General features: G+C 64.8%; 25 protein-coding genes. 15 read left to right on the forward strand and 10 right to left on the reverse strand.

The genetic code is table 11. From position 1 onward, the window contains the following. Position 1 precedes the first annotated feature (1 nt). Positions 2-1,294 (forward strand): fumarylacetoacetase, encoded by a 1,293-nt coding sequence (fahA, locus tag IAE36_RS18340; RefSeq protein WP_201213907.1) that lies wholly within the window; start codon positions 2-4, stop codon positions 1,292-1,294. An 11-nt stretch (positions 1,295-1,305) separates the two neighbouring features. Next, positions 1,306-1,935, forward strand: a complete 630-nt coding sequence (gene maiA / locus IAE36_RS18345) for a maleylacetoacetate isomerase (RefSeq protein ID WP_201213909.1) — start codon at positions 1,306-1,308, stop codon at positions 1,933-1,935. On the opposite strand, the gene IAE36_RS18350 is transcribed toward maiA, so the two are convergent. After that, positions 1,932-2,738 (reverse strand): transglutaminase family protein, encoded by an 807-nt coding sequence (locus IAE36_RS18350; protein WP_028633296.1) that lies wholly within the window; start codon positions 2,736-2,738, stop codon positions 1,932-1,934. The two genes, maiA and IAE36_RS18350, sit on opposite strands and share 4 nt — an antisense overlap. 121 nt (positions 2,739-2,859) lie before the next feature. On the opposite strand from IAE36_RS18350, the gene IAE36_RS18355 reads away from it, so the two are divergent. Next, complete coding sequence (locus tag IAE36_RS18355; RefSeq protein ID WP_201213911.1) at positions 2,860-3,879, forward strand: Leu/Phe/Val dehydrogenase; 1,020 nt, start codon at positions 2,860-2,862, stop codon at positions 3,877-3,879. A gap of 42 nt (positions 3,880-3,921) precedes the next feature. Here the strand turns inward: IAE36_RS18355 and IAE36_RS18360 are convergent, their stop codons facing one another. Beyond that, a complete protein-coding gene (locus IAE36_RS18360) occupies positions 3,922-4,185 on the reverse strand; it encodes a YebG family protein (protein ID WP_028633294.1) in 264 nt (87 codons plus the stop codon). Positions 4,186-4,397: 212 nt separating this feature from the next. On the opposite strand from IAE36_RS18360, the gene IAE36_RS18365 reads away from it, so the two are divergent. Then, positions 4,398-4,868, forward strand: coding sequence for a phosphate-starvation-inducible protein PsiE (locus IAE36_RS18365; protein WP_028633293.1), 471 nt, complete (start codon positions 4,398-4,400; stop codon positions 4,866-4,868). 3 nt (positions 4,869-4,871) lie between these two features. Here the strand turns inward: IAE36_RS18365 and IAE36_RS18370 are convergent, their stop codons facing one another. The 5 genes from IAE36_RS18370 to IAE36_RS18390 form a co-directional block, all read right to left on the reverse strand. After that, on the reverse strand, positions 4,872-5,162 hold the full coding sequence (locus IAE36_RS18370; protein WP_028633292.1) for a DUF3509 domain-containing protein: 291 nt from the start codon (positions 5,160-5,162) through the stop codon (positions 4,872-4,874). A 147-nt stretch (positions 5,163-5,309) separates the two neighbouring features. After that, entirely contained in the window at positions 5,310-5,657 is a 348-nt protein-coding gene (locus IAE36_RS18375; RefSeq protein WP_201164610.1) for an HPF/RaiA family ribosome-associated protein, read from the reverse strand. A gap of 189 nt (positions 5,658-5,846) precedes the next feature. Beyond that, on the reverse strand, positions 5,847-8,171 hold the full coding sequence (gene fecA, locus IAE36_RS18380) for a TonB-dependent Fe(3+) dicitrate receptor FecA (RefSeq protein WP_201213913.1): 2,325 nt from the start codon (positions 8,169-8,171) through the stop codon (positions 5,847-5,849). Positions 8,172-8,288: 117 nt separating this feature from the next. Further along, entirely contained in the window at positions 8,289-9,215 is a 927-nt protein-coding gene (locus IAE36_RS18385) for a FecR domain-containing protein (protein ID WP_201213915.1), read from the reverse strand. Then, entirely contained in the window at positions 9,212-9,712 is a 501-nt protein-coding gene (locus IAE36_RS18390; RefSeq protein WP_028633288.1) for a sigma-70 family RNA polymerase sigma factor, read from the reverse strand. The genes IAE36_RS18385 and IAE36_RS18390 overlap by 4 nt, the downstream gene beginning before the upstream one ends. 174 nt (positions 9,713-9,886) lie before the next feature. Between IAE36_RS18390 and IAE36_RS18395 the strand changes: the two genes are divergently transcribed. The 6 genes from IAE36_RS18395 to IAE36_RS18420 all read left to right on the forward strand — a co-directional run bounded on the left by IAE36_RS18395 (position 9,887) and on the right by IAE36_RS18420 (position 16,159). After that, positions 9,887-10,192, forward strand: a complete 306-nt coding sequence (locus IAE36_RS18395) for a DUF3649 domain-containing protein (RefSeq protein WP_201213916.1) — start codon at positions 9,887-9,889, stop codon at positions 10,190-10,192. Continuing rightward, positions 10,189-11,766: a PepSY-associated TM helix domain-containing protein gene (locus IAE36_RS18400; RefSeq protein WP_201213918.1), complete on the forward strand. Its 1,578-nt coding sequence runs from the start codon at positions 10,189-10,191 to the stop codon at positions 11,764-11,766. Before IAE36_RS18395 ends, IAE36_RS18400 begins: the two co-directional genes overlap by 4 nt. After that, positions 11,766-12,092, forward strand: coding sequence for a DUF3325 domain-containing protein (locus tag IAE36_RS18405; protein ID WP_201164605.1), 327 nt, complete (start codon positions 11,766-11,768; stop codon positions 12,090-12,092). Before IAE36_RS18400 ends, IAE36_RS18405 begins: the two co-directional genes overlap by 1 nt. Positions 12,093-12,171: 79 nt before the next feature. Next, on the forward strand, positions 12,172-12,672 hold the full coding sequence (locus tag IAE36_RS18410) for an RNA polymerase sigma factor (RefSeq protein ID WP_236404157.1): 501 nt from the start codon (positions 12,172-12,174) through the stop codon (positions 12,670-12,672). Next, positions 12,669-13,655 (forward strand): FecR family protein, encoded by a 987-nt coding sequence (locus IAE36_RS18415; protein WP_201213920.1) that lies wholly within the window; start codon positions 12,669-12,671, stop codon positions 13,653-13,655. Before IAE36_RS18410 ends, IAE36_RS18415 begins: the two co-directional genes overlap by 4 nt. A gap of 113 nt (positions 13,656-13,768) precedes the next feature. Then, complete coding sequence (locus IAE36_RS18420; RefSeq protein WP_201213921.1) at positions 13,769-16,159, forward strand: TonB-dependent siderophore receptor; 2,391 nt, start codon at positions 13,769-13,771, stop codon at positions 16,157-16,159. Between the two features lie 21 nt (positions 16,160-16,180). Here IAE36_RS18420 and IAE36_RS18425 read toward each other — a convergent pair whose 3' ends face one another. After that, positions 16,181-17,056: a helix-turn-helix domain-containing protein gene (locus IAE36_RS18425; protein WP_201213922.1), complete on the reverse strand. Its 876-nt coding sequence runs from the start codon at positions 17,054-17,056 to the stop codon at positions 16,181-16,183. Between the two features lie 353 nt (positions 17,057-17,409). Between IAE36_RS18425 and IAE36_RS18430 the strand changes: the two genes are divergently transcribed. After that, positions 17,410-18,312 carry a DMT family transporter gene (locus IAE36_RS18430; RefSeq protein ID WP_201213923.1) on the forward strand — a complete coding sequence of 301 codons (903 nt, stop codon included), beginning with the start codon at positions 17,410-17,412 and terminating at the stop codon, positions 18,310-18,312. Between the two features lie 9 nt (positions 18,313-18,321). On the opposite strand, the gene IAE36_RS18435 is transcribed toward IAE36_RS18430, so the two are convergent. Continuing rightward, the gene (locus tag IAE36_RS18435) at positions 18,322-19,296 is read right to left on the reverse strand and encodes a 2-hydroxyacid dehydrogenase (RefSeq protein WP_201213924.1); all 975 of its coding nucleotides are present in this window, start codon (positions 19,294-19,296) and stop codon (positions 18,322-18,324) included. A gap of 119 nt (positions 19,297-19,415) precedes the next feature. Continuing rightward, on the reverse strand, positions 19,416-20,363 hold the full coding sequence (locus tag IAE36_RS18440; protein ID WP_060483060.1) for a LysR family transcriptional regulator: 948 nt from the start codon (positions 20,361-20,363) through the stop codon (positions 19,416-19,418). Between the two features lie 190 nt (positions 20,364-20,553). On the opposite strand from IAE36_RS18440, the gene IAE36_RS18445 reads away from it, so the two are divergent. The 4 genes from IAE36_RS18445 to IAE36_RS18460 are packed head-to-tail and all read left to right on the forward strand — an operon-like array spanning position 20,554 to position 25,312. Continuing rightward, positions 20,554-22,083, forward strand: a complete 1,530-nt coding sequence (locus tag IAE36_RS18445; protein ID WP_201213925.1) for an efflux transporter outer membrane subunit — start codon at positions 20,554-20,556, stop codon at positions 22,081-22,083. Continuing rightward, complete coding sequence (locus tag IAE36_RS18450; protein WP_201164599.1) at positions 22,080-24,257, forward strand: FUSC family protein; 2,178 nt, start codon at positions 22,080-22,082, stop codon at positions 24,255-24,257. Before IAE36_RS18445 ends, IAE36_RS18450 begins: the two co-directional genes overlap by 4 nt. Then, positions 24,247-24,447: a DUF1656 domain-containing protein gene (locus IAE36_RS18455; RefSeq protein ID WP_028633275.1), complete on the forward strand. Its 201-nt coding sequence runs from the start codon at positions 24,247-24,249 to the stop codon at positions 24,445-24,447. Before IAE36_RS18450 ends, IAE36_RS18455 begins: the two co-directional genes overlap by 11 nt. Positions 24,448-24,457: 10 nt before the next feature. Continuing rightward, the gene (locus IAE36_RS18460; protein WP_201213927.1) at positions 24,458-25,312 is read left to right on the forward strand and encodes an efflux RND transporter periplasmic adaptor subunit; all 855 of its coding nucleotides are present in this window, start codon (positions 24,458-24,460) and stop codon (positions 25,310-25,312) included. The last annotated feature ends 283 nt before the right edge of the window (positions 25,313-25,595 follow it).

Consider the following 25,595-nt stretch of genomic DNA (forward strand, 5'->3'; position numbering starts at 1 on the left):
CATGAACCACACCGTCATGGCCCGCAGCTGGGTCGAGCACGCCAACGGGCACGCAGACTTCCCGTTGCAGAACCTGCCGCTGGGCATTTTCAGCCGGCCGGGTGAGGCGAGGCGCTGCGGCGTAGCCATCGGCGATGCCATCCTGGACCTGCAAGCGGTACTTGCTGCGGGCCTTTTCCATGGCCAGGCCAAGGCTGCCGCCGAGGCGACGGCGGGTGGCACCCTGAATGCCTTCTTTGCACTGGGCCGCAACGCGCGGGTGGCCTTGCGCGGTCGACTGTTGGAACTGCTGGGCGAGCACAGCGAGCACCAGGCAGCGTTGAAGCCGGCGCTTTACCCTGCCAATGAGTGCCAGCTGCACGTACCAGCGCAGATCGGCGATTACACCGACTTCTACGTGGGCATCGAACATGCCACCAATGTGGGCAAGCTGTTCCGCCCCGACAGCCCGCTGTTGCCCAACTACAAGTACGTGCCCATCGGTTACCACGGCCGCGCCTCCACCATTCGCCCGTCTGGCACCGACGTGCGCCGGCCCAAGGGCCAGACGCTGCCCGCCGGGCACAGCGAACCCCGTTTTGGCCCCTGTGCACGGCTGGATTACGAACTGGAGCTGGGCATCTGGATTGGCCAGGGCAACGACATCGGCCAGGCGATCCCCATCGACGAGGCGGGGGAGCACATCGCCGGCCTGTGCCTGCTCAACGACTGGTCGGCACGGGATATCCAGGCCTGGGAGTACCAGCCGCTGGGGCCGTTCCTGTCCAAGAGCTTTGTCACCAGCATTTCGCCTTGGGTGGTAACGGCCGAAGCGCTGGAGCCGTTCCGCTGCGCACAGCCCGCCCGCCCGCAAGGTGACCCGCAACCGCTGCCGTATCTGCTCGGCGCCCAGGACCAGGCTGCCGGTGCATTCGACATCGAGCTGGAAGTGCTGCTGCTCACCGAGCGCATGCGCAACGAAGGCCAGGCTCCTCATCGCCTGACCCTGAGCAATACCCGCAGCATGTACTGGACAGCCGCGCAGCTGGTGGCCCATCACAGCGTGAACGGTTGCCAGTTGCAGCCGGGCGACCTGTTTGGTTCGGGCACGCTGTCGGGGCCGACGGCAGGTTCGTACGGCAGCCTTCTGGAAATCACCGAAGGTGGCAAACAGGCGGTGGAGCTGGCCAAAGGTGAGGTCCGCACGTTCCTTGAGGACGGTGACGAGATCATCCTGCGTGCGCGCTGCCGGCGCGAGGGTTCGGCCAGTATCGGTTTCGGCGAATGCCGCGGCACGGTCGTCGCAGCCAACTGAGGGGCAGAGGCATGGAGCTGTATACCTACTACCGTTCCACCTCGTCCTACCGGGTACGCATCGCGCTGGGGCTCAAGGGGCTGGGCTGGCAGGCGGTGCCGGTCAACCTGTTGCAGGGCCAGCAGCGGGGCGCCGGGTACCTTGCGCTCAACCCGCAGGGGCGGGTGCCGGCGCTGCGCACCGATCAGGGTGAGCTGCTGGTACAGTCGCCTGCAATCCTCGAATACCTGGAGGAAGCCTACCCCGATCCCGCGTTGCTCCCGGCTGATGCTGCGGCGCGCGCCAGGGTGCGTGGGGTGGCCGCAATCATCGGCTGCGATGTTCATCCGCTGCACAACGTTGCTGTGCTCAACCGGCTGCGCGAGGCCGGGCACGGGGAGGTTCAGGTCAACCAGTGGGTTGGGCATTGGGTCACTCAGGGCCTGGCTGCCGTCGAGCAACTGATCAGTGATCACGGCTACTGCTTCGGGGCCGCACCGGGTATGGCGGATGTGTACCTGATTCCGCAGCTTTATGCGGCCGAACGCTTTGCTGTTGACCTGGCGCGGTATCCGCGTATCCGTCGGGTGGCTGCGCTGGCCGGGCAGCATCCGGCATTTCAACAGGCACACCCGTCGCGCCAGCCTGATGCCCCTGTCTAGTGGATGGAGCGCTTGCCGCTGGGCAGCTGAGCCAGGCGTTTGCTGAGCGTCAATTGCTGAACGGGGTCCTCGGTCAGCAGCATGGCCCGTTCAAGATCGAAGCGTTCGGCTTGCGGGCAATCGAGTACCTGGTACAAATTGGCCCGGGCAAGGTAATCGCCCACCTGCACCGGCCCCATTTGCATCACCCGCTCGGCATCGATCAACGCCGCCAGTGGAGCATCGTTGCTGGCGTGCAGTTGCCGCAGGTTGCGTGACAGGCGTTGCAGCATCTGCATCGGGCTGGCCACCAGCAGGTGCTCACCCGACAGCGTCACGCCGGGGCCGTATTGGCGTATCAACAGCTCACGGCAGTCGTTGGGGTACAGGCGTCTGCCGCCGCAGGGGTCGAGCAGGTGGTCGGCGCCAGGCACCCGCAGCAGAAAATGCCCAGGGAAGCTCACCCCTTCCAGCGGAATGGACAAGCGCTGGGCAAGCTCCAGGGCAAGCAGGGCCAAAGTAAGGGGTTGGCCCCTGCGGCGCTGCAGTACCTGGTTCATCAGGGCGGCATGGGGGCGCAGCGGCAGGTACTCATCCTGCTGGAAGCCAAGGGCAGCGAGCTGACGCAACAAGGGCTGGGCCAGTTCGTTGACGGGCAGCATCGGCAAATGGCTGCTGATTTCAAATTGCAGGCCTTGCACTGTGGCCAGGCCAGCGCCCGGCTCGACGCCGGGGTCATGCTCGGCGGCAATCCACAGGGCGGCTTCCAGCAGGGCGACCGGTTGGCGGTCGAGGCAGGCCAGGCAGGCTTGACGTGGCTTCATGGGCTTCTCCACACACGCTTGAGTATTGGCCGCACGGAGGGTTTAGTCCAGTGGTCCGGTGAGCGGGCGGGTGCGCTGCAGGTGCCTATACTGACTGCAGCACTTCATGGGGGCCAGGCCGATGTTCGCGCTGATGCAAAGCACCCGTACCCAGTCACTGCACCTGTTCAATGACCCACAGACAGGCCTGAAAGCCGTGGTCGCCATCCACAACGAGCGGCTGGGCCCTGCCATGGGTGGTTGCCGCTACCTGCCCTATGCCGATGATGAAAGTGCCATGACCGACGCCATCGCCCTGGCCCAGGGCATGAGCTACAAGGCCGCGCTGGCAGGGCTCCCCTTGGGGGGCGGCAAGGCCGTGGTCATGCGCAACCCCCACGTGGAAAACCGCGCCGCCTTGTTCCAGGCGCTTGGCCGCTTCATCGATACCTTGCAGGGGCGCTTCGTGGTTGCCGTGGACAGCGGCACGTCCACCCTCGACATGGACTGCATCGCCCAAGGCACCCCCCACGTCACCAGCACCACCGCCTGTGGCGACCCGTCGCCCCACGCAGCGCTCGGCGTATTTGCCGGGCTCCGGGCCACCTCCTATGCACGGCTGGGCAGCTGCAACCTCGAAGGGCTGCGCGTGGCGATACAGGGGTTGGGCAATGTGGGCTATGCCTTGGCGGAACAGCTGCATGCTGCAGGTGCCGAACTGCTGGTGAGCGACCTGGACCCGGGCCGTGTGCGCCTGGCGGTGGAGCAGCTTGATGCGCACCCTGTGGCCCATGATGCATTGGCCAGCACCCCGTGCGACATCTTCGCCCCCTGCGCGGTGGGGCCGGTGCTGAACGGGCACAGCGTGATGCAACTGCGGTGCGCGGCGGTGGCGGGGGCGGCAAACAATCAGCTGACCAACCTGCAGGTGGCTGACCAGCTTGAAGCCCGCGGCATCCTGTACGCGCCGGATTATGTCATCAATGCCGGGGGGCTGATCCATGTGGCCCTCACCCATGCAGGCGAGAGCAGCGCGGCTATTGCTGCGCATATTGCGCGCATACCTGCACGCCTCACCGAAGTGTTCGGCCATGCCCAGGCCGAAAAGCGCTCGCCTGCACGGGTTGCGCAAACGCTGGCGGAGCGTTTGCTGTATACCTGACGCCGTGTTGGCCTGCCCCTGCAATGGAGGGCAAAGCCTGGCTTATTCGGCGGCGCTGCCTTCGAGCAGTTCTGCCAGTGCATCAGGCTGGCTCTTGAAAGCACGGGCGAATACGTCACGGTTTTTCGCCATGTAGATGCCGGCTTCTTCCACCTGCTGTTCAGTCAGCGACGGCACGGCCTTGTGCAGCACCTCGGCCAGGCGCTCCGCCAGTTCGAGCATCTTGTCGTGACGGTCTGCTTCGGCCTTATCCATGAACAAGCGCTCCGGGTCGCGGCTGCTGCGGTACACCACTTCGACGGCCATTCATCACCTCTATGCCTTTATGCTGGTTTACTGTATCTATATACAGTAATGGCATTGCTTGCATCGCGCAAGCCCGTTCTTCACAGGCGCCCAGGCGTGCCCTGCGGCATTCAGCCGCCTTCCAAGGCAAGGGCCTGGCCCTTTAACTGCATGGCACAAGCGTCACACCGGTGACGCATCATCCTTCAAGACGTATCGGGGAATGGAACATCGTGAACATCAAATGGGCAGAAAAACTGCGCAAGGGCCTGCATGGTTCGGCCGACTCGCTGGGCAACCTGTGCGTGGAGGCGTTCCATTACCTGGCCCTGTTCGGCATTGGTGCGATCACGGCCTACGCCGCCGTGGTGACCTTTCTGGACATGCTGGGCAAGGGCGGCATCAGTGTCGATGACATCCTGTTGCTGTTCATCTACCTGGAGCTTGGGGCGATGGTGGGGATCTATTTCAAGACCAACCACATGCCCATTCGCTTTCTGCTCTACGTAGCCATCACCGCGCTCACCCGCTTGCTGATCGGCGACGTGTCGCACCACAAGGCGCCGGACGTGGGGCTGCTGTACCTGTGCGGGGGCATTTTGTTGCTGGCGTTTTCCATCCTGGTGGTGCGCTACGCGTCGTACCGCTACCCGTCCACCAAGGTGCTGGATGCCAACGGCCGCAATGTGGAGGAGGGCAAGTAGCCCTCAGTTGGCAACTACGTGGCGCTGTTGGGCAGCCCCGTCGCGGGTCAGTGCGGCCAACACCTGCATCGGGTTCTGGCTGCGGTCGATGGCCAGGCCCAGGCGAATGCTGTCGATGACGCGCTGCAGGCGTACCGGGTCGTTGCGCTGTGCCTTGCTGATCAGCCGCTTGGCCGCCACGCCCGAGTCGTCGGACAGGGTCAGCATGATGCTGCCATCAAGCGCCTCGATGCTCAGGTTGACCCGGAACTGCGGGCTGAATGCGTCGTTGATACTGGCAAATGGGTTGGTCATGGGCGTGCTTCTGCAACGGGACAATGCAGAAATTGACTGGTGGGGAAGGGGGCGGGTTCAGGACCGTTTATCGGTACCTGTAAAAAAACAATGCAGTGTCATCAGGTTGTAAGGGGGCCACTGGGCGGCCCCCTCACATTCACACCATCAGGCTTCCGGGTCGGCTAGCTCCAGCGTGCCGCGCTTGCTGCGCAGTTTGCCGTAAAAATGTTCCAGGGCGTGGCTGAGCTTGGTGGCTGCGCCGTCGACTGCCTGGTCGACCGAAGTGGCAGTGTGGGTCACGGAAATCGGCTGGTGGCCTTTGGGGCGAGCTTCCATCTGGCAGCGTTTGTCATGCGGTCCGGGCTTGGCGCCGTTCTCGTCGCGCAGGTGGACCTCGATGCGGGTGAGGTCTTCTTCGTAACGTTCCAGCGAGGTTTGCAATGTGCTGCGTACCCACTGGTCGAGCCGGGCGTTGCTTTCGAAATGGTTGCTGCTGTTGACCTGGATTTGCATGATTCAATCCTTATTCAGCTTGCTCGCATGGAGGCGCGCCTAGGTCCTTGAGACCCCTGGAATTTTTGCGCCTCTTGACTCTAAGGTCAGGCAACTGGATGACGAATTCAAGCCCTTTGGCAAAATAAATTTCTTGTTGCAAAGTACACTGCTGTCATCCACCTGGCCTCACCGTTCGCCCGTCTGGCTTCAGAATTCAACCGACGTCTGTACATACAAGGTGCGGGGTTCGCCCACGTACTTGCCCTTGTTGTTGTCGTCATAGGAGCGCGTGTAGTACTCGCGGTTGAACAGGTTTTTCACCCCCACTGCCACCTTGAGGTTGGCCAGCTGCGCGCCAAAATCGTAGCCGGCGCGGGTGCTCACCACCCCGTAACCCGGGATGCGGCCGGTGCTGCCGTCGGCGCTTTCAGGGCCGGTGTTGGCGTTGTCGGCGTACTGCGCGCTCTGGAAGCTGCCGTCCAGGTTCAGCTGCCAGGGCCCCTGGGTGTAGCCCACGCCCAGGTTGCCTTTGTGCCGAGACGAGAACGGCACCTGGTTGCCCTTGTTCGGCCCGTCCTCGCGAATGGTGGCGTCGACGAAAGCGTAGCTGGCATGCACGTCGAAGCCGGTCAGCGCCGGGCTCAGGCCGTCAAGGGCATAGCGGACGCTGGTTTCGATGCCCTGGTGACGGGTTTCACCACGGGCGATCACCGAATCATTGGTCTGGTTGCTTTCGTACTGGTTGTCGAAATTGATCAGGAACGCGCCGATCTCAGCCTGCAGGTCGCCGCTGTCGTAGCGGGTACCCACCTCCCAGGTGCGGGCTTTCTCTGGCTTGACCTCGCCACTGTTGACCCGGTTCGGCATCTGGCTGTACTGCACGCTGCCGAACGAGCCTTCGGTGTTGGCGTAAAGGTTCCAGGCGTCGGTCAGGTGGTACATCACGTTCAGCGCCGGCAAGGCGGTGTTGTAGCTGCCTTGGTAGCGTTGGCCGCTGAGGTTGTTGTTCTGGGCCGAATCGATCATTTCGTAGCGGATGCCCGGGGTGATGGTCCAGCGGCCGATGTCGATGCGGTCGTCCAGGTACAGGGCGTGGGCCTCGGTGCTGCCACGGGTGTCGCGGTCGTTGCGGCTGGCGGTGCTGGGCAGCCTGCCGTTTACCGGTTCACGGTAGCGCAGCTCGTGGCCGGCCTCGTTCACGTAGCGGTAGCCAATGCCCACCTCATGCCAGCTGTCGCCCAGCGCCAGGCCCTGGGAAAAACGCGTTTCGATACCGCGCACCCAGTACTCGCGAGGCGACAGCGAAACGAAATTTCCTTGGTCCAGGTAGCCGCTGCGCAGGGTGTTGGTAAAGAAGCTGTTGATGCTGAACTGGCGGTCGTCCTGCTTGTAGTCATACCCTGCGTTGACCAGGGTGCGACGCCCCCAGAAGCGGTCTTTCAGGCGCGTCGACTGGTAAGGGTCGGCGTCGAAGGCTGCCTTGCTCAGGCCGCCCGGCATGTCGGCCTCGCCCTCGTAGTACTGCGCCATTGCATGCAGGCTGTTGGCTTCATCCAGTTGCAGTTTGCCTTTGACGATCAGGTCGTCAATCTGCGTGTCGCTGTGTTCACGCCAGTCGCCACCCCGGGTGCCGGAGTACAGCAGGGCACCGCCCAGGCCGTTGTCGTTGGTGCCACCGACCAGCAGGTTGGCCGTGTTCTTGAAGCCGTCGTGGCTGGACGAGGGGCTGATCTGGTTCTGCATGGCCGCCTTGAACGTGGCCTGCTCTGGGATCGCGCGGGTAACGAAGTTGACGATGCCCCCGACGTTCTGCGGGCCATAGCGCACGGCCCCGCCACCGCGTACTACGTCCACGGCGTCCATGTTGCCCATGCTCAAGGGCGCGAGCGACAGTTGCGGCTGGCCATAGGGCGCGAAAGGCACCGGGATGCCGTCCATCAGCACGGTCGAGCGCGACGCCAGGCGCGGGTTCAGGCCGCGGATGCCGAAGTTCAGTGCCAGGTCGTGGCTGCCAGTGCCGTTGTTGTCCGGTGCGTTCACGCCGGGCATACGGTTGAGCACCTCACGGGCCGTGGTGGCGCCGCTGCGTTCGAAGTCCTCGCGGCGTACCACATCCCGGGCGCCTGGGTGTTCGAACACATTGTCCTGGCGGGCATCGGCCAGCCAGTCACCCACCACCGTCGAAGCGCCCAGCTCCAGGGGTGCGTTGGCGGTGGTGGTGGCGACCGGTTGCAGGCTGAAGGCGTTGTCGGCCTCCTGGTGGGCCTGCAGGCCGCTGCCGCGCAGCAGCGCGTCGAGCCCCTGGCGCATGTCGTACTCGCCTTGCAGGCCTTGCGTGCGCAGGCCAGCGGTCACGTGCGAGCCAAACGAAATCAGCGCGCCACTCTCGCGGCCGAACTGATTGAGGGCTTCTTCGAGTGCACCGGGGGCGATGTGGTAGCTACGGTTTTCGGCCTGGGCGGCGGGCACGGCCAGGCCAAGGGTGGTGGCCAGCAGCATGGCGTGAACGAGTGGGCGAGGGCGCAGCAGCATGGGGCGGGTCCTGAAAAGAGTGGAGTTGCCATGTCTGTCACGCGAGGTTGGGAAAATGGCTCACTGCATGGGGGATTTTTTTGCGGCTGCTGTGCAGCCAACAGGGCACGACCGGCTTCAGCCGAGGGCAGGCTCCACTTTGACCCAGTAGCGGGTAAACCGGCGCACCCGCACAGGCAGCGCCACCTCGAGCATGTCGAGGATGCGCTCGCTGTCATTCAACGGGTAACTGCCCGACAGGCGCAGGTCTGCAACCCGGTCACTACAGCCCAGTTGGCCATGGCGATAGCGGCCCAGCTCAGCAAGGAAGTCTGCCAGGCGCATCTGCGAGGCAACCAGCATGCCTTCCACCCATGCCCCGACATTGCGGTCGAGTACGGTCTGCCCGTGCCAGGCGCCACTGAAGCGCGCCTGTTGCCCGGCCACCAGCCGCTGGCCGTCGGCATCCGCCGCGCCATCGAACACGGCCACCTGGCTGTAGCCTTGGAACTGGCGCACGTTGTAGCGCCCGCTGTCCAGGCGAAGGTCGCCTTCGGCGGTACGCAACAGCAATGGCCGCGCCTGCCTGGCCACCTGCAACGCCAGCTCGCCCTCCAGCAGCCGCACCCGTCGCTGCTGCAGGTCGATCTGCACATCGGCAGCGCTGCCGGTATTGAGCTGCAAAACACTGCCATCGGCCAGCGGCAGGCGCCGGCGCTGGCCCACCGGGCTGCGGTAGTCCGCCATCAGGCCCGGCAACGGGTTGTGCTGCTGCAGGCCCAGGCCGGTGGCGCTGGCCAGCGCCGCCAGTAGCAGGGCTTTCATGGCCCGGCGCCTGGCGGGCGAAGGCGGCGCCTGCAGGGTGGCGTGCAGCACCGGGGCCGCAACGCTACGCATGCGCTGGTTGACCCGCTGGATATGTGCCCAGGCCCGCTGATGTTCCACGTCTGCCAGCAACCAGCACTCCAGTGCCCGCTGCTGTGACAGGTCGAATGCGTCGCCCTGGGACTCCACCAGCCAGTGCACGGCCTGTTCAGCCACCTGCCGGGAAAATGTCGGGTTCACAGGGCAAAGTAGCAGCGCATCGCCGCTTTGCTCAGGTAGCGTTTGACCGTGGCCAGGGAAATGCCCAGCTTGCGGGCAATCTCGCCCTGGCCCAGGCCATCGACCTGCGCCAGCAGGAATGCCTGCCGCACCAGCGGCGCCAGGCCGTCCAGCAGGCGGTCGAGCTCAAGCAGGGTGTCGAAAATGATCGCCTTGTGCTCTTCGCTCGGCGCTACCGCTTCAGGCACCTGCGCCAGTGCCTGCAGGTAGGCACGTTCGAGTTCCTGGCGGCGGTAGTGGTTGCACAGTACCCGCTTGGCCACGGTAGTGAGGAATGCCCGTGGCTCGGCCAGTTGCGGTGCTTCACGCGCCTGCAGCAGCCGCACATAGGTGTCCTGCGCCAGGTCGGCGGCGCTGTGCGGGCAGCCCAGGCGGCGGCGCAACCAGGCTGTGAGCCAGCTGTGGTGGGCGTTGTACAGGCCTTCGACGGTGGATGTGAGCGCGCTTGGCACCGGGATACCTCGGCGCCGATGGCGCAACTGGTAGTAATAATTGTTCGCATTATATTTGTGCTGCAACAGCGGTGCAATCCGTTGCCGTGCACAGCGGCCGGCGAGGGCCGACAAACGAGCTTTGCTTATGAGAATTCAAATCATTATTATTGCTCACCCGCTAACACCCGGACCCTCGCCATGACGCGCAAAACCGCCGGCATCACGCTCAGCTACCGCCTGGCCGTGGCTTCCCGCAGCCTGGCTGCGCTGCTCGGGGGTTATGCGTTGGCATCCGTGGCCAGCGTTTGTATCGCCTTGCTGGCACCCCTCGCCGCGGTCGATGCCACGCTGGTCGGGCTGATGCTGTCGTTCGTGTTCTACGTGCTGGCCTTCATCTGGTGCTTCGCCTGCCGCACGGCCTGGCAGGCCTGGCTGGGGGTGCTGGCGCCGGGTGTATTGATGGGTGTGCTGAGCGCCCTTGCCTACGGGATGAAAACCCCATGAAAGAAGGTTTCCGCCAGGCCATGGCCTGGTTGCACACCTGGACAGGCCTGCTGTTCGGCTGGCTGCTGTTTGCCATCTTCCTCACCGGCACCCTGACGTATTTCAAAGACGAAATCACTCACTGGACCCAGCCGGAAATCCGCAGCCATGCCGTGGAACCCGCCCGTGCCCTGGACATGGCCCAACGCTACCTGCAGGCAAACGCCGCACAGTCGAGCACCTGGTTCATCCGCATGCCCAGCGACCGCGAAGCGGCCCTGAGTGTGGGCTACCGCGACCCCAACGGCGGGCGGCGCGGCTTCGTCAGCAAGACCCTCGATACCCAGACCGGCCAGCCCGTCGAGGCCCGCGACAGCCGGGGAGGCGAGTTCTTCTACCGCTTCCATTTCCAGTTGCAGATGCCGCACCCGTTTGGCCGCTGGCTGTCGACCTTCTGCGCCCTGATCATGCTGCTGGGCCTGGTCACCGGCATCATTACCCACAAGAAGATCTTCAAGGAGTTCTTCACCTTCCGCCCAGGCAAAGGCCAGCGCTCGTGGTTGGACGGGCATAACGCCATTGGTGTGCTGGTGCTGCCGTTCCACCTGATGATCAGCTACAGCAGCCTGGTGCTGTTCATGTACCTGGTGATGCCAGCGGGCATCACGGCCCACTACGGCAACGACACCGAAAAGTACTTCAATGACCTGTTCGGTGGCGATGAAACACCGGCCGCCGCCCAGGTTGCCGCGCCGCTCACCCCGCTGCCTGCCCTGTACGCCAAGATGCAGGCGCTGCAGCCGGGTACCCGGGTGGGCAACATTCGCGTGGAAAACCCGGGCGACAGCAATGCCCGGGTCACCTTGTCCCAATCGGCAGCTGACCATGTCGCCTACCGGCGCAGCGCCAACTGGACCTTCGACGGCGCCAGTGGCGCGCTGCTGGGCCAGGGCAAGCCTGAGAGCGGGGCGATGATGACTGCGTTCAGCTTTGCCGGGCTGCACATGGGCAACTTCGCCGGCCCGTGGCTGCGCTGGCTGTACTTCTTCTTCGGCCTGGCCGGCACGGCAGTGATCGGCACCGGGTTGGTGATGTGGCTGGGCAAGCGCCAGCTCAAGCACGCCAAAAGCCCGCACTTACCCATGGAATTACGGCTGGTGGAGGTGCTCAACATCGCCAGCATGAGTGGCCTGCTGCTGGCTGTGGCCAGTTTCTTCTGGGCCAACCGCTTGCTGCCAGCCACGCTCGAGGGCCGGGGGGATTGGGAGGTCAACGTGTTCTTCATCAGCTGGGGCCTGTCGCTGGTGCATGCCGTGCTGCGCAGCGGCCGACGGGCCTGGGCCGAGCAACTGGCGCTGGGGGCATTGGCCTTCGCTCTGCTGCCCCTGCTCAACGCCCTTACCACCGACCGTGGGCTGGGGAACTCGCTGCAGACCGGTGACTGGACCATGGCCGGGTTTGACCTCACGGCACTGGCCAGCGGTGTGTTCCTGGCCTGGCTGGCCAGCAAGATGCTGCGCACCCCCAAGGTGGCCGCCAAGCGCACCCCGCGCGCTGCCCGCAATGCGGCAACCGAACCTGCGGAGGCAAGCTGATGCTGGGCAATGCACTGATCGCTTTCGCCGGCTTCGCAGCCCTGTGCCTGGCCATGGAAAAACACTTCAGCGACCTGCTGGGGCGCAAGCCGCGCCCCGGGCAACTGAAGGCCCTGCAGGTGGCCGGCTGGTTGCTGCTGGTGGTTTCGCTGGTGCTCAGCGTGCACCTGCGTGGCTGGGCCTACGGCTTGGTGGAGTGGGCGGCGGTGATCATGGCGGGCGTGACCTTGTGGGTGTTTGTCTTGCCGTATCAGCCCCGCCTGCTGCTGAAGCTGGCCGCTGTCAGTGTGCTGATGGGGCCGTTATTGGCCCTGTTCGCTGTTTGATGCCGTGGCCCAGCCTGAAGATGAGGTACAACCCGTTGCCGACACCCTCGGCAGCCGGGTGCGCTTCACCCAGGTTTTCATGGCCCAGCGGGCACGCATGGAAGCCTTGGTCAGCCGCCGGGTGGGCTGCCGGGCCACGGCGTCAGACCTGGTCCAGGAGTTGTTCCTGCGCTTCTGGGGGCGGCCCGAAGTCAAGGTAGAAGCGCTCGATACTTACCTGCTGCGCTGCGCCGGCAACCTGGCCATCGACCACCTGCGCAGTGAAGGCAGCCGCGAGCGTGCAGCGGAAGGCGCGTTGCCTGCCGATGAGCACAGCCCGGGCCAAACCCCCGAACAGGCCCTGGAAGTGGCCCACGACCTGCAACGCATCGAGGCCGCCCTGCGGGCGCTGCCCGAACGCACTCGGCAGATCTTCCTCCTCAACCGCGTGCATGGTTGCAAGTACGGCGAGATCGCCAGCGCCATGCAACTGTCCCAGAGCGCCGTGGAAAAGCATATGATGCGCGCCCTGCAAGCGTGCAAGGCCAGTGTTGCCGAGCCCGCGTCCACTCCACGCCGGCCAGGGAGCGCCCACCGATGAGCCGTCTACCGCCGATCACCGACGCGCAGTTCCAGGCCGCCTCGCAGTGGCTGGGCCGCATCAACGAGCAGCCGGCGCAGGCCCAAAGCGCCGCGTTCAGGCGCTGGCTGCTGGCAGACCCCCAGCACCCTGCGGCCTATGCCCAGGCCCAGTCGGCTTGGCACAACAGTGGGCCTGTTGCCGCCGCCCTGGCCGCTGAAGACCAGCACGCCCTGCAAGGCTACCTCGATGCCATGGCCCGGCCTGTGTCGCGGCGGCCCTGGGGGCGTCGGGTGGCCGGGCTGGCGGCTGCGGCGTGCCTGGTGCTGGCGTTGGGCATGGCCGGGGGCTGGCAGCCGGGCTACTGGATTCAGGATTTGCAGGCCGACTACAGCAGCGCCGGGCAGGTGCGGCACGTCACCTTGCCCGACCAGTCCCAGGTGACCCTGGATGCCCACAGTGCGATCGCTGTGCAGTTTGCCCAGGGTCACCGCCGGGTGCGGTTGCTGCATGGCGCTGCGTTCTTCCAGGTGACGCACACCGGCGAGCCGTTTTTGGTCGACGCCGCAGGGGGGCAGGTGCGCGTGCTGGGTACCCAGTTCGAGGTGCGCGACCAGGGTGCGGGGGCGCAGGTGACGGTACGCAGTGGCCGGGTGGCGGTAAGCCCGGCCCAAGGCGCCGCGGGCCGTGAGCTCACGGCCAACCAGCAGGTGATGTACGCCTCTGGCCAGGTCGGCAATACCGTCATGGTCAACAGCGACAACCGCCTGGCCTGGCGCGAGGGCTGGCTGAACTACTCCCAGGCGCCGCTGGCGCAGGTGCTGGACGACCTGAGGCGCTATTACCCCGGGCGAATCCTGCTGCTCGACGATGCCCTGGGGCAACGGCTGGTCAGTGGCAGCTTCCCGGTTGCCGAGCCGATGCTGGCGCTGGACTCCCTCGGCAAGGTGGTGGGCTTCGAGCGGCACACGGTGCTCGGGCGCCTGACCCTGGTCCGCCCGTAGCCGGCTGCGCAAAAAACTTTTGTGTGTGGGGTGAGGTAATCGCTCGCCGCATCCGTGTAATGAGTGGAAGTGCGATTCATTCGCAGTGATTACCCTCTCACAGGTCAGCGTTCATGAAGTTCACCTCGCGTTGCGTTCCCCTCTGGCTTGGCCTTGCCGTGCTGCCGCCGCTCACTGTCGCCCCCTTGGCCAGCGCCGCCGAGCAGTCGCAGGCCTATACCTTTGCCCAACCAGCGCAGCCGCTGGCCCAGGCCCTCAACGCGTTCAGCCGCACCACCGGCCAAAGCGTGCTCTACACCCTGGCGTTGCCGGCGGTACAGGCACCAGCCTTGCAAGGCCGGTTCAGTGCCGAGCAGGCGCTGCAGCAGTTGCTCGGCAGCGCCGGCCTGGCATGGCGCCGCGTGGACGCACGCACGCTCACCGTGGAAGCGGCGGACACATCCGGTGCCCTCAGCCTCCAGGCCACCACCGTCACTTCGCAACTGGACAGCACCAGCTACCAGCCGCCGGCCACTGCATCGATCATGCGGGGGCAGGGGCCCAACCAGGACATCCCCCAGGCCATCAACGTGGTGCCGGCGCAGGTCATCCGCGACCAGGCGCCGCGCAACCTGGACGATGCCCTGGCCAATGTCAGCGGCATCACCCAGGGCAACAACTTCGGTGGCACGGCAGACACCGTGATGAAGCGCGGCTTTGGCGACAACCGCGACGGCTCGATCATGCGCGACGGCATGCCGGTGGTGCAGGGCCGCGCCCTCAATGCCAGCACCGAGCGGGTGGAAGTGCTCAAAGGCCCGGCCTCGCTGCTGTATGGCATCCAGGACCCGGGTGGGGTGATCAACGTGGTCAGTAAACGGCCGCAACTGGAGCAGTACAACGCCCTGACCGTGCGCGGCTCCAGCTATGGCAGCGGCAAGAATGGCAGTGGCGGTGGCTTCGACAGCACCGGTGCACTGGGTGACAGCAACTTCGCCTACCGCCTGATCGCCGATCATGAAGACGAAGACTACTGGCGCAACTACGGCGTGCACCGTGAAACCTTGATAGCGCCTTCGCTGGCCTGGTTGGGCGAGGACACCCAGGTAGTGCTGGCCTACGAGCACCGGGAGTTTCTCTCGCCGTTCGACCGCGGCACGGCCTTCGGCAATGATGGGCACCCGCTGAACATCCCGGCCACCCGGCGCCTGGATGAGCCATTCAATGACATGCAGGGGCGCTCGGACCTGTACCGGCTGGAGGTGGACCACCAGCTCGCCGACGACTGGAAGCTGCACCTGGGCTACAGCTTCAACCGCGAAACCTACGACGCCAGCCAGGTGCGCGTCACCGGCATCAACACGCGCAATGGCACGCTCACCCGCAGCATCGACGGTACCCAGGGCGCCATGAGCCGCGACCAGTTCGTGACCCTGAGCCTGGCCGGCAATGTGCAACTGGCCGGCATGCAGCATGACCTGCTGTTCGGCGTGGACCACGAAGACCGCAAGATCTACCGGGCCGACCTGATCCGCCAGACCCCCAAGTCGGTGTTCAGCTACCTGAACCCGGTGTATGGGCGTGAAGTGGAGGGCACCACTGTGCGCGCCAGCGACAGCGACCAGACCGACAAGCTGCGCACCGACGCGGTATTCCTGCAGGACGCGCTGCACCTGGACGACCACTGGATCCTGGTGGCGGGTGGGCGCTTCCAGCAGTACGACCAGTACGCCGGTCGCGGCCGCCCGTTCAAGGCCAACACCGATATCAGCGGCCAGACCTGGGTGCCCCACGCCGGTATCGTCTACAAGGTGGACGAACAGCTGTCGTTCTATGGCAGCTACAGCGAGTCGTTCAAGCCCAATTCCACCATCGCGCCGCTGGCCGGCAATGTGGTGCTGGACTCAGCAATCGCGCCGGAAGAGGGCAAGTCCTGGGAGCTGGGCGCCAAGCTCGATGTGCCTGGCCGCATCACCGGCACCCTGGCGCTGTTCGATATCACCAAGCGCAACGTGCTGGTGTCCAACTTCGACTCCACCACCCGCGAGACGGTGTACAGCAATGCCGGCGAAGTCAGTTCGCGTGGCGTCGAGCTCGACCTAACCGGCCAGTTGAGCGAGCGGTGGAGCCTGATCGGCAGCTACGCCTTCACCGACGCCAAGGTGACAAAAGACCCGGCCCTGGAAGGTAACCGCTTGCAGAACGTGGCCCGGCATGGGGCTTCGCTGTCGGCGGTGTACGACTTCGGCAACCTGTTCGGTGGCGACAACCTGCGGGTGGGCGCGGGGGCGCGGTATGTTGGCGAGCGCCCGGGCAACGCCACCAACACCTTTGACCTGCCGTCCTACACCGTGGCCGATGCCTTTGCCAGCTACGAAACCAGACTGGACGAGCACAAGGTGCGCCTGCAACTGAACGTGAAGAACCTGTTCGACAAGGTGTACTACAGCTCGGCGGTTAACCAGTACTTCGTCGCCCTCGGCGATGCCCGGCAGGTCAGCCTGTCCAGCACGCTGGAGTTCTAAGGCGCGCTTGCCCGCCTCGGTTCAGCGGCTGAACGCCCGCCGGTATTCGCCAGGTGTCGCCCCCAGCGCCTGGCGAAAGCGGTTGGTGAAGTGGCTGGCGCTGGCAAAGCCGCAGGCCATGGCCACGTCGCCCAGTGGCGTGTCGCCCAGGCGCAGCAGCTGGCAAGCCCGTTGCAGCCGGCGGGCCAGCAGGTACTGGTGCGGGGGGAGCCCGAAACTGGTGCGGAACATGCGCGCGAAATGGTATTCGGACAGGTTGCAGCGCACGGCCAGCTCGCCCAGGGTGAGGGGCTGGGCCAGGTGCGCCTCGATGTAGTCGATCAGCTGGCGCCGCAGGTTCGGCGCCAGCCCCCCTTTAAGCCGCAACCCATCACGCACCCCCACCTGGCTGAGCAGGGCGTGGTCCACCACTTCGTGTGCAAGGCTGCTGGCCAGCAGGCGTTCTGCAGGTTCGTCCCAACCCAGCTGTATGAGCTGGCGAAACCGCCGGGCCTGCTGCGGGTCGTCCGTGAAGGTGGCCTCCTGCAACTGCAGCTCACGCGGTTCACGGTCGAGCAGGCGCACGCAGCCCAGGGCGTACTGCGCCTCGCTCACATACAGGTGGGCGACACGAATGGTGCCATTGATCACCCAGTTTGACTCATGCCCGGCCGGGAGTATGCACAGCTTGTCCGGTGCGCCTTTGTCTGCCGGGCGCTGGCGGCGGAAGGTGCCGGTGCCATCGTCGATGTAGCACGACAAGGTGTGATGGCTGGGCGCCTGGTAGTCGCGAGCGTCGTCGCGGTTGTGCCACAGCGCAGCCGCCAAGCCGTCACCCAGGTGCGCGCTGAGTTCCAGCCGGGCATTGGGCGAGGCATGCATGGCATTGAACACGTGCAGCTGGTCGAGTGGGGTCATGGGCAATTCCTCTTGCCAGCCATCCTACTGAGCCTGGGGCAGGCTTACAGCTACCTGCGCAACAAATGCGCAAGTTTATGCAAGCCGCAATGGGCTATCCGGATGAAACTCGCATCTGGGAGATAACCCTGCTCTCGCCTTCTGTGGGAGCGGGTTTACCCGCGAAGCGGGCAGCGCAGTGTATGGCACCGGCTTTGCCGGTGTTCGCGGCTGAAGCCGCTCCCACAGTGATTGCGTCAACTTTGAGATTTGGTGGAACACAGTTGCCCCACAGTGATTGCGGCCACTTTGAGATTTCGTGCAAGGCAGCGCAATGCGGTCCCCGAATTGATCCCCACCGCCTGAGGCCCCTGATGAACCTGTCACTCTACCTGCTCACCGTCCTGATCTGGGGCACCACCTGGATCGCGCTCAAACTTCAACTGGGCGTGGTCGCCATCCCGGTATCCATCGTCTACCGCTTTGCCCTCGCCGGGCTGATCCTGTTCGCCGTGCTGTTGCTCACCCGCAAGCTGCAAGCCATGAACCGCCGTGGTCACTGGCTGTGCCTGGCCCAGGGTGTGTGCCTGTTCTGCGTCAACTTCATCTGTTTTCTCAGCGCCAGCCAATGGATCGCCAGCGGCCTCATCGCGGTGGTGTTTTCCACTGCCACGCTGTGGAACGCGCTCAACGCCCGCTTGTTCTTCGGCCAGAAGATCGCTGCCAATGTGCTCGGCGGTGGGGCGTTGGGGCTAGCCGGCCTGGGGCTGTTGTTCTGGCCGGAGCTCTCGCACCATGCCGCCAGCCGTGAAACCTTGTACGGCATGGCCCTGGCGCTGCTGGGCACCCTGTGCTTCTCGGCAGGCAACCTGTTGTCGAGCATGCAGCAGAAGGCCGGGCTCAAGCCGATGACCACCAATGCCTGGGGCATGATGTACGGGGCCGGGATGCTGGCGGTGTTCTGCGTGCTGGCCGGCGTGCCGTTCACCCTGGACTGGAGCACGCGGTACATCGGTTCGTTGCTGTACCTGGTGGTGCCGGGTTCGGTGATCGCCTTTACGGCCTACCTCACGCTGGTCGGGCGCATGGGGCCGGAGCGTGCGGCCTATTGCACGGTGCTGTTCCCCTTGGTGGCGCTGAACGTGTCTGCAGCGGTGGAGGGGTATCAGTGGACGCCGCCCGCGCTGCTGGGCCTGGTGGCGGTGATGGCAGGCAATGTGCTGGTGTTTCGCAAGCCCAGGGCCAGGGTGGCCCCGGGCGTGCCGAGGTCGGTATAGAACGGCCGTTCAGCTTTTCCACACCTGCGGGTTCACCAGGTCCTGGGGGCGCTCGCCCAGCAGGGCTGCCCGCAGGTTGTCGATGGCGCGGTTGGCCATGGCTTCGCGGGTTTCTGCCGTGGCGGAGCCAATGTGCGGCAAGGTCAGGGCATTGGGCAGTTTGAACAGCGGCGAGTCGGCCAGCGGCTCTTTCTCGTACACATCCAGCCCGGCGCCGCGAATGGTGCCGTTTTGCAGTGCATTGATCAGTGCCGCCTCGTCCACCACCGGCCCGCGGGCGATGTTGATCAGGAACGCGCTGGGCTTCATCAGCTGCAGTTCCCGTGCGCCGATCAGCTTGCGGGTGGCATCGGACAACGGCACCACGATGCAGACAAAATCGGCTTCGGCCAGCAACTGGTCCAGGCTGCGGAACTGCGCGCCCAGTTCCTGTTCCAGTGCGCTCTTGCGGCTGTTGCCTGCGTAGATTACCTGCATGTTGAAACCGAACCGGCTGCGGCGGGCAATGGCGGCACCGATGTTGCCCAGGCCGACGATACCCAGGGTCTTGCCGTGCACGTCGCTGCCGAACTGCGCCGGCCCCACGGTCGCCTGCCAGTTGCCGGCCTTGGTCCAGGCATCCAGTTCAGCGGTACGCCGGGCACAGCCCATGACCAGCGAAAACCCCAGGTCGGCGGTGCTCTCGGTCAATACATCCGGGGTGTTGGTCAGGGCAATGCCGCGCTCGTTGAAATAGTCCAGGTCGTAGTTGTCGTAGCCCACCGACACACTGGACACCACCTCCAGCTTGCCTGCGCCCTCCAGCTGCGCCCGCCCCAGCTTGCGGCCCACACCGATCAGGCCATGGGCTTCAGGCAGCGCTTCGTTGAACTGGGCACTGATGTCGCCGAGCTTGGGGTTGGGCACGATCACGTTGAAGTCATGCTGCAGGCGCTCGGCCATTGCTGGCGTGATGCGGCTGAAGGCCAGGACAGTCTTTTTCATCGAAACACCCTTCGGACGGAAAGCTACAAGCTACAAGCTGCAAGCTGCAAGCTGCAAGCTGCAAGTTGGAAGCGGCAAGGTGAAGCGTGATTGGGTTGGAGAGGGCCGCCAGGCGGCCTTTAGTTGGCGATCATGACCTGGTGGGTTTTCAGGTCGGCTTCGTGGGCAGCAAGGATTTCGGGTAGGGAGTTGCGCAGGTATTCCACCCAGGTCTTGATCTTGGCGTCCAGGTATTGGCGCGAGGGGTAGATGGCGTACAGGTTCAGTTCCTGCAGGCGGTACTCCGGCAGGATGCGCACCAGGCTGCCGTTGCGCAGGCCTTCGATGGCCGAGTAGATCGGCAGCACCCCCACGCCCATGCCGCTGCGGATGGCCGTGCGCATGGCGTCGGCGGTGTTGACCATGAACGGCGAACTGGTGACGTTGACCATCTCCTGGCCCTCCGGGCCGTCGAACAGCCATTTCTCCAGCGGGATCACCGGGCTGACCATGCGCAGGCAGGCGTGCCTGAGCAGGTCCGCGGGCTTTTGCGGCACGCCGTGGCGGGCGATGTACCCAGGTGAGGCGCACACGATGCTGTAGGTGATGCCCAGCCGTTGCGACACGAAGCCAGAGTCCGGCAGCTCCGTGGCCAGCACGATGGACACGTCGTAGCCCTCGTCGAGCAGGTCGGGTACCCGGTTGGCCATGGTCAGGTCGAAGGTGACGTCCGGGTGCGACTCGCGATAGCGCGCAATGGCGTCCACCACGAAGTGCTGGCCCACCCCGGTCATCGAATGCACTTTCAGTTGCCCGGCCGGGCGGGCGTGGGCGTCACTGGCCTCGGCCTCGGCCTCTTCCACGTAGGCCAGAATCTGTTCGCAGCGCATCAGGTAGCGCTTGCCGGCTTCGGTCAGCGCAATGCGGCGGGTAGTGCGGTTGAGCAGCCGGGTTTGCAGGTGGGCCTCCAGGTTGGAAACCGCCCGCGACACGTTCGCGGTGGTGGTATCCAGCTGGCCCGCTGCGGCAGTGAAACTGCCAAGCTGGGCAACGCAACTGAACGCACGCATGTTTTGCAGGGTGTCCATGGGTAACTCTCGATGTAGAGGACAAAATTGTGTCACGAAGTCATGCGCAGGAGATGAAAATTGCCTACGACCAAAGGCGGATTATCGCTGTTTTGGTAACAAAGATTCGCAGGAAACAGCGCTTATCGCCAGTGCGGCCGCCCCCTAGAATTGCGCGGCCCCTCCACCTTTTCCTCGGGATACCGCAGCTGTGCCGCGTCGCCTCAACAGAACGCTCCATGCGTTCAGTGCCTGTGCCCTTGCCCTCTGTTTGAGTGGCTGTATCGGAACCTGGGGCATCGCCCCGCAAACCAAGACGCTGCAAGCCAACACCCTCACCACGGATGAGGCCATACAGCAAGCTGCCAGCGACGCCCACTGGCCCGACCAGCAATGGTGGCATGCCTATGCTGACCCGCAACTGGACCACTGGATCGCCCTGGCCCTGGCCGGCAGCCCAAGCCTGGCCATGGCGGCGGCGCGAGTGCGCCAGGCCCGGGCCATGGCCGGCATCGCCGAGTCGGCAGAGCAACTGCAAGGCAATGGCCAGGCTGCACTCAAGCGCCACAACTGGCCCGAGGATCAATTCTACGGGCCTGGCGCATTGTCGGGTGCCAACACCTGGGACAACCAGGCGGCCCTGGGTCTAAGCTATGCCCTGGACCTGTGGGGGCGGGAGCGCAACGCCAGCGAGCAGGCGGTGGACCAGGTACACGTGAGCGTGGCCGAGGCCCGCCAGGCGCAGCTGGAACTGCAGCACAATGTGGTGCGCGCCTACATCCAGTTGAGCCTGCACTTTGCCCAGCGCGACATCGTCAAGGCCGAGCTTGCCCAGCAACAGCAAATTCTGGCCCTGGCCCAACGCCGCCTGGATGCCGGTATCGGCACTCACTTCGAGGTCAGCCAGGCCGAAGCGCCGTTGCCGGAAACCCATCGTCAGCTCGACAGCCTCGACGAAGCCATTGCCCTGGCACGCAACCAGCTGGCTGCCCTGGCGGGCAAGGGGCCGGGGGAGGGCGCCCAGTTGCAGCGCCCCAGCCTGGCCCTGGCTGCACCCTTGAAGCTGCCCTCGACGCTGCCCGCCGAACTGGTCGGTCAGCGGCCTGATGTGGTTGCCAGCCGCTGGCAGGTGGCTGCACAGGCGCGCGGCATCGATGTGGCCCACGCCGGCTTCTTCCCCAACGTCGACCTGGTGGGCAGCCTGGGCTTCATGGCCACCGGTGGTGGCGCGCTGGCGTTCCTCACCGGGCGCAAGTTCAACTACACCATTGGCCCCGCCGTCACCTTGCCGGTGTTCGACGGTGGCCGCTTGCGCGCGCAACTGGGTGCCGCTTCGGCGGGCTACGACATGGCCGTGGCGCGCTATAACCAGAACGTGGTGGATGCGCTCAAGGGTGTCTCCGACCAGCTGATCCGCCGCGAGTCGATGGAGGCGCAGGCGCACTTCGCGGCCGAGTCGGTGGCGGCTGCGCAGAAAACCTACGACATCGCCACGGTAGCGTTCAAGCGCGGCCTCACCGACTACCTGAACGTACTCAACGCGCAGACGTTGCTGTTCCGCCAGCAGCAGGTGCAGCAGCAGGTGCAGGCCGCGCGACTGGTTGCCCATGCCGACCTGGTTACCGCCCTGGGCGGTGGCCTGCAGGCCGGTAGGGATGTGCCCGACGAACAGCGCCAGGCGGCGCCGGAAACCCCGGCCACCCTGGCGATCCTCAACCCCAGAAGGGGCCGTGCAGAATGAGCGCTGCCAGCTTGCCCCTGCGCTGGCTGCAACGCCTGGAGTGGCGACGAGGCTTTTTTGCCTGGGTGCGTACGGACGGCGTCACCTGGGTGTACATCTTCAAGGTGCTGGCGGCGGCCTTCATCACTCTGTGGCTGGCCATGCGCCTGGAGCTGCCGCAGCCGCGCACGGCCATGATCACGGTGTTCATCGTCATGCAGCCGCAAAGCGGGCATGTGTTCGCCAAGAGCTTCTATCGGGTGCTGGGCACCCTGGCAGGTTCTGCCATGATGGTGACGCTGATGGCCATCTTCCCGCAGAACACCGAGCTGTTCCTGCCCAGCCTGGCGCTGTGGGTGGGCCTGTGTTCAGCAGGTGCCATGCGCTACCGCACTTTCCAGGCTTACGGGTTCGTGCTGGCCGGCTACACCGCCGCCATGATCGGCCTGCCAGTGCTGCAGCACCCGGATCAAGCCTTCATGGCGGCCATGTGGCGGGTGCTGGAAATTGCCCTGGGCATCCTGGTGTCCACATTCGTCAGTGCTGCGGTGCTGCCACAGTCCGCCAGCGCCGCCATGCGCAACGCCCTCTACCAGCGTTTTGGCGTGTTCGCCGCTGTAGTGGTGGAGGCGTTGCGGGGCGACAGCCAGCGCGACCGTTTTGAAAGCAGCAACGTGCGTTTCGTTGCCGAGGCGGTAGGCCTGGAGAGCCTGCGTAACGTCACCGCCTTCGAGGACCCCCACATGCGCCGGCGCAGTGGCCGCCTGGTGCGCATGAACAGCGAGTTCATGGCCATCACCACGCGCTTCAACGCCCTGCATCGCCTGATCGAACGCCTGCGTGCCCGGGGGCCGTCGCAAATTGTCGGCGCCATCGAGCCCGGCCTGCAGACCTTGGTCGAGTTGCTGCAGCCCTATGTGAACCGCGCCCTGACCGACGCCGACGCGCTGCGCCTGACCCTGGAGCTGGGGGCCTACCGGGAGGGCCTGCAGGCCCAGGTACGCAGCCTGCGCGCCGAGTACCTCGCCACCGAACCCGGTGAAGCGGACCTGCTGGATTTCCACACCGCGTTCGAGTTGCTGTACCGCTTCGTCGACGAGATGTACAGCTACGCCGAAACCCATGCGTCGCTGGCCGTGCACAAGCACGAGCGCGAGCAGTGGGACGAGCCTTACGTGGCGCAGACCAGTTGGCTGGTGTCGCTGGCGGCCGGGCTGCGGGCATCGGCGGTGCTGTTGCTGCTGGGCAGCTACTGGTTGCTGAGCGACTGGCCCAGCGGGGCCATGATGACCTTGATCGCCACGGTCACGGTGGGCCTGTCTGCCGCATCGCCCAACCCCAAGCGGCTGTCCTTCCAGATGGCCTGCGGCACGGCCATCGGCGCGGTGGTGGGCTTCTTCGAAACCTTTTTCGTCTTCCCCTGGATCGACGGCTTCCCGTTGCTGTGCATGGTATTGGCGCCAGTGTTCGTGCTAGGGGCGTTTCTGTCGTCGCGCCCGGCTTACGCGGGCTACGGTATCGGCCTGCTGGTGTTCTTCGCCATCGGTTCGGTGCCCAACAACCTGACGGTGTATGACCCGTACAGCTTCATCAACGACTACATCGCCATGGTTATCGGCATGTTCGTGTGCGCCGCCGCCGGGGCGATCATCCTGCCGCCCAACAGCCGCTGGCTGTGGAGCCGCCTGGAGCAGGCACTGCGCGAGCAGGTGCTGTTCGCCATCAGCGGTCGGCTGCGCGGCATCGGCACGGCCTTCGAAAGCCGCACCCGCGACCTGTTGCACCAGGCCTACGGCCTTGCTGCTGGCAAGCCGCAGGTGCAGAGCCAGTTGATGGGCTGGATGTTCACCGTGCTGGAAATCGGCCATGCGGTCATCGAGCTGCGCAAGGAGCAGGACCGCGCGCCGGTGCACCCGGCCTATGCCGAATCGCAGCCGTGGCGCCAGGCGATCCGGGTGATGGGGCGGGCGCTGGCACGGCTGTTCCTGCAGCCCAATGCCAGCAACCATGAGCGGGCCCTGGTGGCGGTCGACCATGCCATTTCGCGGGTGCAGGCCACCGATGAGCCCTTCGCCCGGCACTTCGACACCTCGGTGCTGCGCCGTGCGCAAAGCTACCTGCACTTCATTCGCTCGTCTCTGCTCGACCCACTGTCACCGCTGGCCCCGGACAAAGGTGTGCACCATGCCCCGTGAAATTGCCTTCCATGGCGTCTATATGCCCACCCTGACACTGATGTTCCTGTTTGCGCTGGGCTTGGCCTGGGGCCTGGACCGGTTCATCGCCAGCCACGATGGCTACCGTTTCTTCTGGCACCCGGCGCTGTTGCGCCTGAGCCTGTTCGTCTGCCTGTTCGGCGCCTTGGCGCTGTCGCTCTATTGGTGAGAAACCTTCAATGAAAAAGTTCTTCAGCCTGGTCGCCACTCTGTTGGTGCTGACTGCTGCGGTGGTGATCGGTCGTCAGCTGTGGCTGCACTACATGACCACGCCCTGGACCCGGGATGGCCGTGTGCGTGCCGACATCATCAACGTCGCTGCCGATGTGCCGGGGTATGTGGTGGATGTGCCGGTCAAGGATAACCAGCGGGTGAAGAAGGGCGATGTGCTGATCCAGATAGACCCGGCGCATTACCAGGTGGCGGTCGACCAGGCCAAGGCGCTGGTGGCCTCGCGCAAAGCGACGTGGGAGATGCGCAGGGTCAACGCCAGGCGCCGTGCGGACATGGACAACCTGGTCATCTCCAAGGAAAGCCGCGACGATGCGAGCAACATCGCCAGTTCGGCGCTGGCCGATTACCAGCATGCTCAGGCGCAGTTGGCGGCAGCGGAGCTGAACCTCAAGCGTACGCAGATCGTGGCGACGGTGGATGGCTACGTGACCAACCTGAATGTGCACAGGGGGGATTATGCGCGTACGGGGGAGGCGGTGATGGCGGTGGTGGATGAGCACTCGTTCTGGGTGTATGGGTTTTTCGAGGAAACCAAGTTGCCGCATGTGAAAGTGGGGGACCCGGCGGAGTTGCAGATGATGAGTGGGGTGCGGTTGGAGGGGCATGTGGAGAGTATTGCCCGGGGTATCTATGATCGGGACAACCCGCAGAGCCGTGAGTTGGTGGCTGATGTGAACCCGACGTTCAACTGGGTGCGGTTGGCGCAGCGGGTGCCGGTGCGGATTCATATTGATAGTGTGCCGGAGGGGTTTTTGTTGGCGGCGGGGACTACGTGTACGGTGGTGGTGACGCCGCTCTAGTGTTATGGATCGCCATATATGTTCTTTGGGTTGGTTTTGATAATGTGGATAGTCCATTTGCGATGGGGACGCTTGATCAACTTTTCGCGCTTACGGCGGAAAGGTGATTAAGCGCCACTTGCGTAAAAGAATGTCTGCCCGGTGTGTCCGTCCACGCTTTTTAAGTTTTAAGTTGTTTGCTGTTCGTGGGTTTTCATGGCAAGCATAGTCCATATGCGATGGTGACGCTTATTCACCTTTTCGCCCTTACGGCGAGTCACTTTTTGTCAAACGCGACAAAAAG

It is taken from the genome of Pseudomonas sp. S36, from assembly GCF_016647875.1.
GTDB lineage: Bacteria > Pseudomonadota > Gammaproteobacteria > Pseudomonadales > Pseudomonadaceae > Aquipseudomonas > Aquipseudomonas parafulva.

Coding starts and splice junctions, on each gene's coding strand:
- fecA (WP_201213913.1), bottom strand. CDS start 8,171: ATGCTGCTGCGCCCTCGCCCACTCGTTCACGCCATGCTGCTGGCCACC.
- IAE36_RS18430 (WP_201213923.1), top strand. CDS start 17,410: ATGAACCTGTCACTCTACCTGCTCACCGTCCTGATCTGGGGCACCACC.
- IAE36_RS18360 (WP_028633294.1), bottom strand. CDS start 4,185: ATGGCCGTCGAAGTGGTGTACCGCAGCAGCCGCGACCCGGAGCGCTTG.
- IAE36_RS18400 (WP_201213918.1), top strand. CDS start 10,189: ATGAAAGAAGGTTTCCGCCAGGCCATGGCCTGGTTGCACACCTGGACA.
- fahA (WP_201213907.1), top strand. CDS start 2: ATGAACCACACCGTCATGGCCCGCAGCTGGGTCGAGCACGCCAACGGG.
- IAE36_RS18425 (WP_201213922.1), bottom strand. CDS start 17,056: ATGACCCCACTCGACCAGCTGCACGTGTTCAATGCCATGCATGCCTCG.
- IAE36_RS18410 (WP_236404157.1), top strand. CDS start 12,172: ATGGCCCAGCGGGCACGCATGGAAGCCTTGGTCAGCCGCCGGGTGGGC.
- IAE36_RS18370 (WP_028633292.1), bottom strand. CDS start 5,162: ATGACCAACCCATTTGCCAGTATCAACGACGCATTCAGCCCGCAGTTC.
- IAE36_RS18415 (WP_201213920.1), top strand. CDS start 12,669: ATGAGCCGTCTACCGCCGATCACCGACGCGCAGTTCCAGGCCGCCTCG.
- maiA (WP_201213909.1), top strand. CDS start 1,306: ATGGAGCTGTATACCTACTACCGTTCCACCTCGTCCTACCGGGTACGC.
- IAE36_RS18355 (WP_201213911.1), top strand. CDS start 2,860: ATGTTCGCGCTGATGCAAAGCACCCGTACCCAGTCACTGCACCTGTTC.
- IAE36_RS18455 (WP_028633275.1), top strand. CDS start 24,247: ATGCCCCGTGAAATTGCCTTCCATGGCGTCTATATGCCCACCCTGACA.
- IAE36_RS18460 (WP_201213927.1), top strand. CDS start 24,458: ATGAAAAAGTTCTTCAGCCTGGTCGCCACTCTGTTGGTGCTGACTGCT.
- IAE36_RS18405 (WP_201164605.1), top strand. CDS start 11,766: ATGCTGGGCAATGCACTGATCGCTTTCGCCGGCTTCGCAGCCCTGTGC.
- IAE36_RS18435 (WP_201213924.1), bottom strand. CDS start 19,296: ATGAAAAAGACTGTCCTGGCCTTCAGCCGCATCACGCCAGCAATGGCC.
- IAE36_RS18450 (WP_201164599.1), top strand. CDS start 22,080: ATGAGCGCTGCCAGCTTGCCCCTGCGCTGGCTGCAACGCCTGGAGTGG.
- IAE36_RS18440 (WP_060483060.1), bottom strand. CDS start 20,363: ATGGACACCCTGCAAAACATGCGTGCGTTCAGTTGCGTTGCCCAGCTT.
- IAE36_RS18420 (WP_201213921.1), top strand. CDS start 13,769: ATGAAGTTCACCTCGCGTTGCGTTCCCCTCTGGCTTGGCCTTGCCGTG.
- IAE36_RS18350 (WP_028633296.1), bottom strand. CDS start 2,738: ATGAAGCCACGTCAAGCCTGCCTGGCCTGCCTCGACCGCCAACCGGTC.
- IAE36_RS18395 (WP_201213916.1), top strand. CDS start 9,887: ATGACGCGCAAAACCGCCGGCATCACGCTCAGCTACCGCCTGGCCGTG.
- IAE36_RS18375 (WP_201164610.1), bottom strand. CDS start 5,657: ATGCAAATCCAGGTCAACAGCAGCAACCATTTCGAAAGCAACGCCCGG.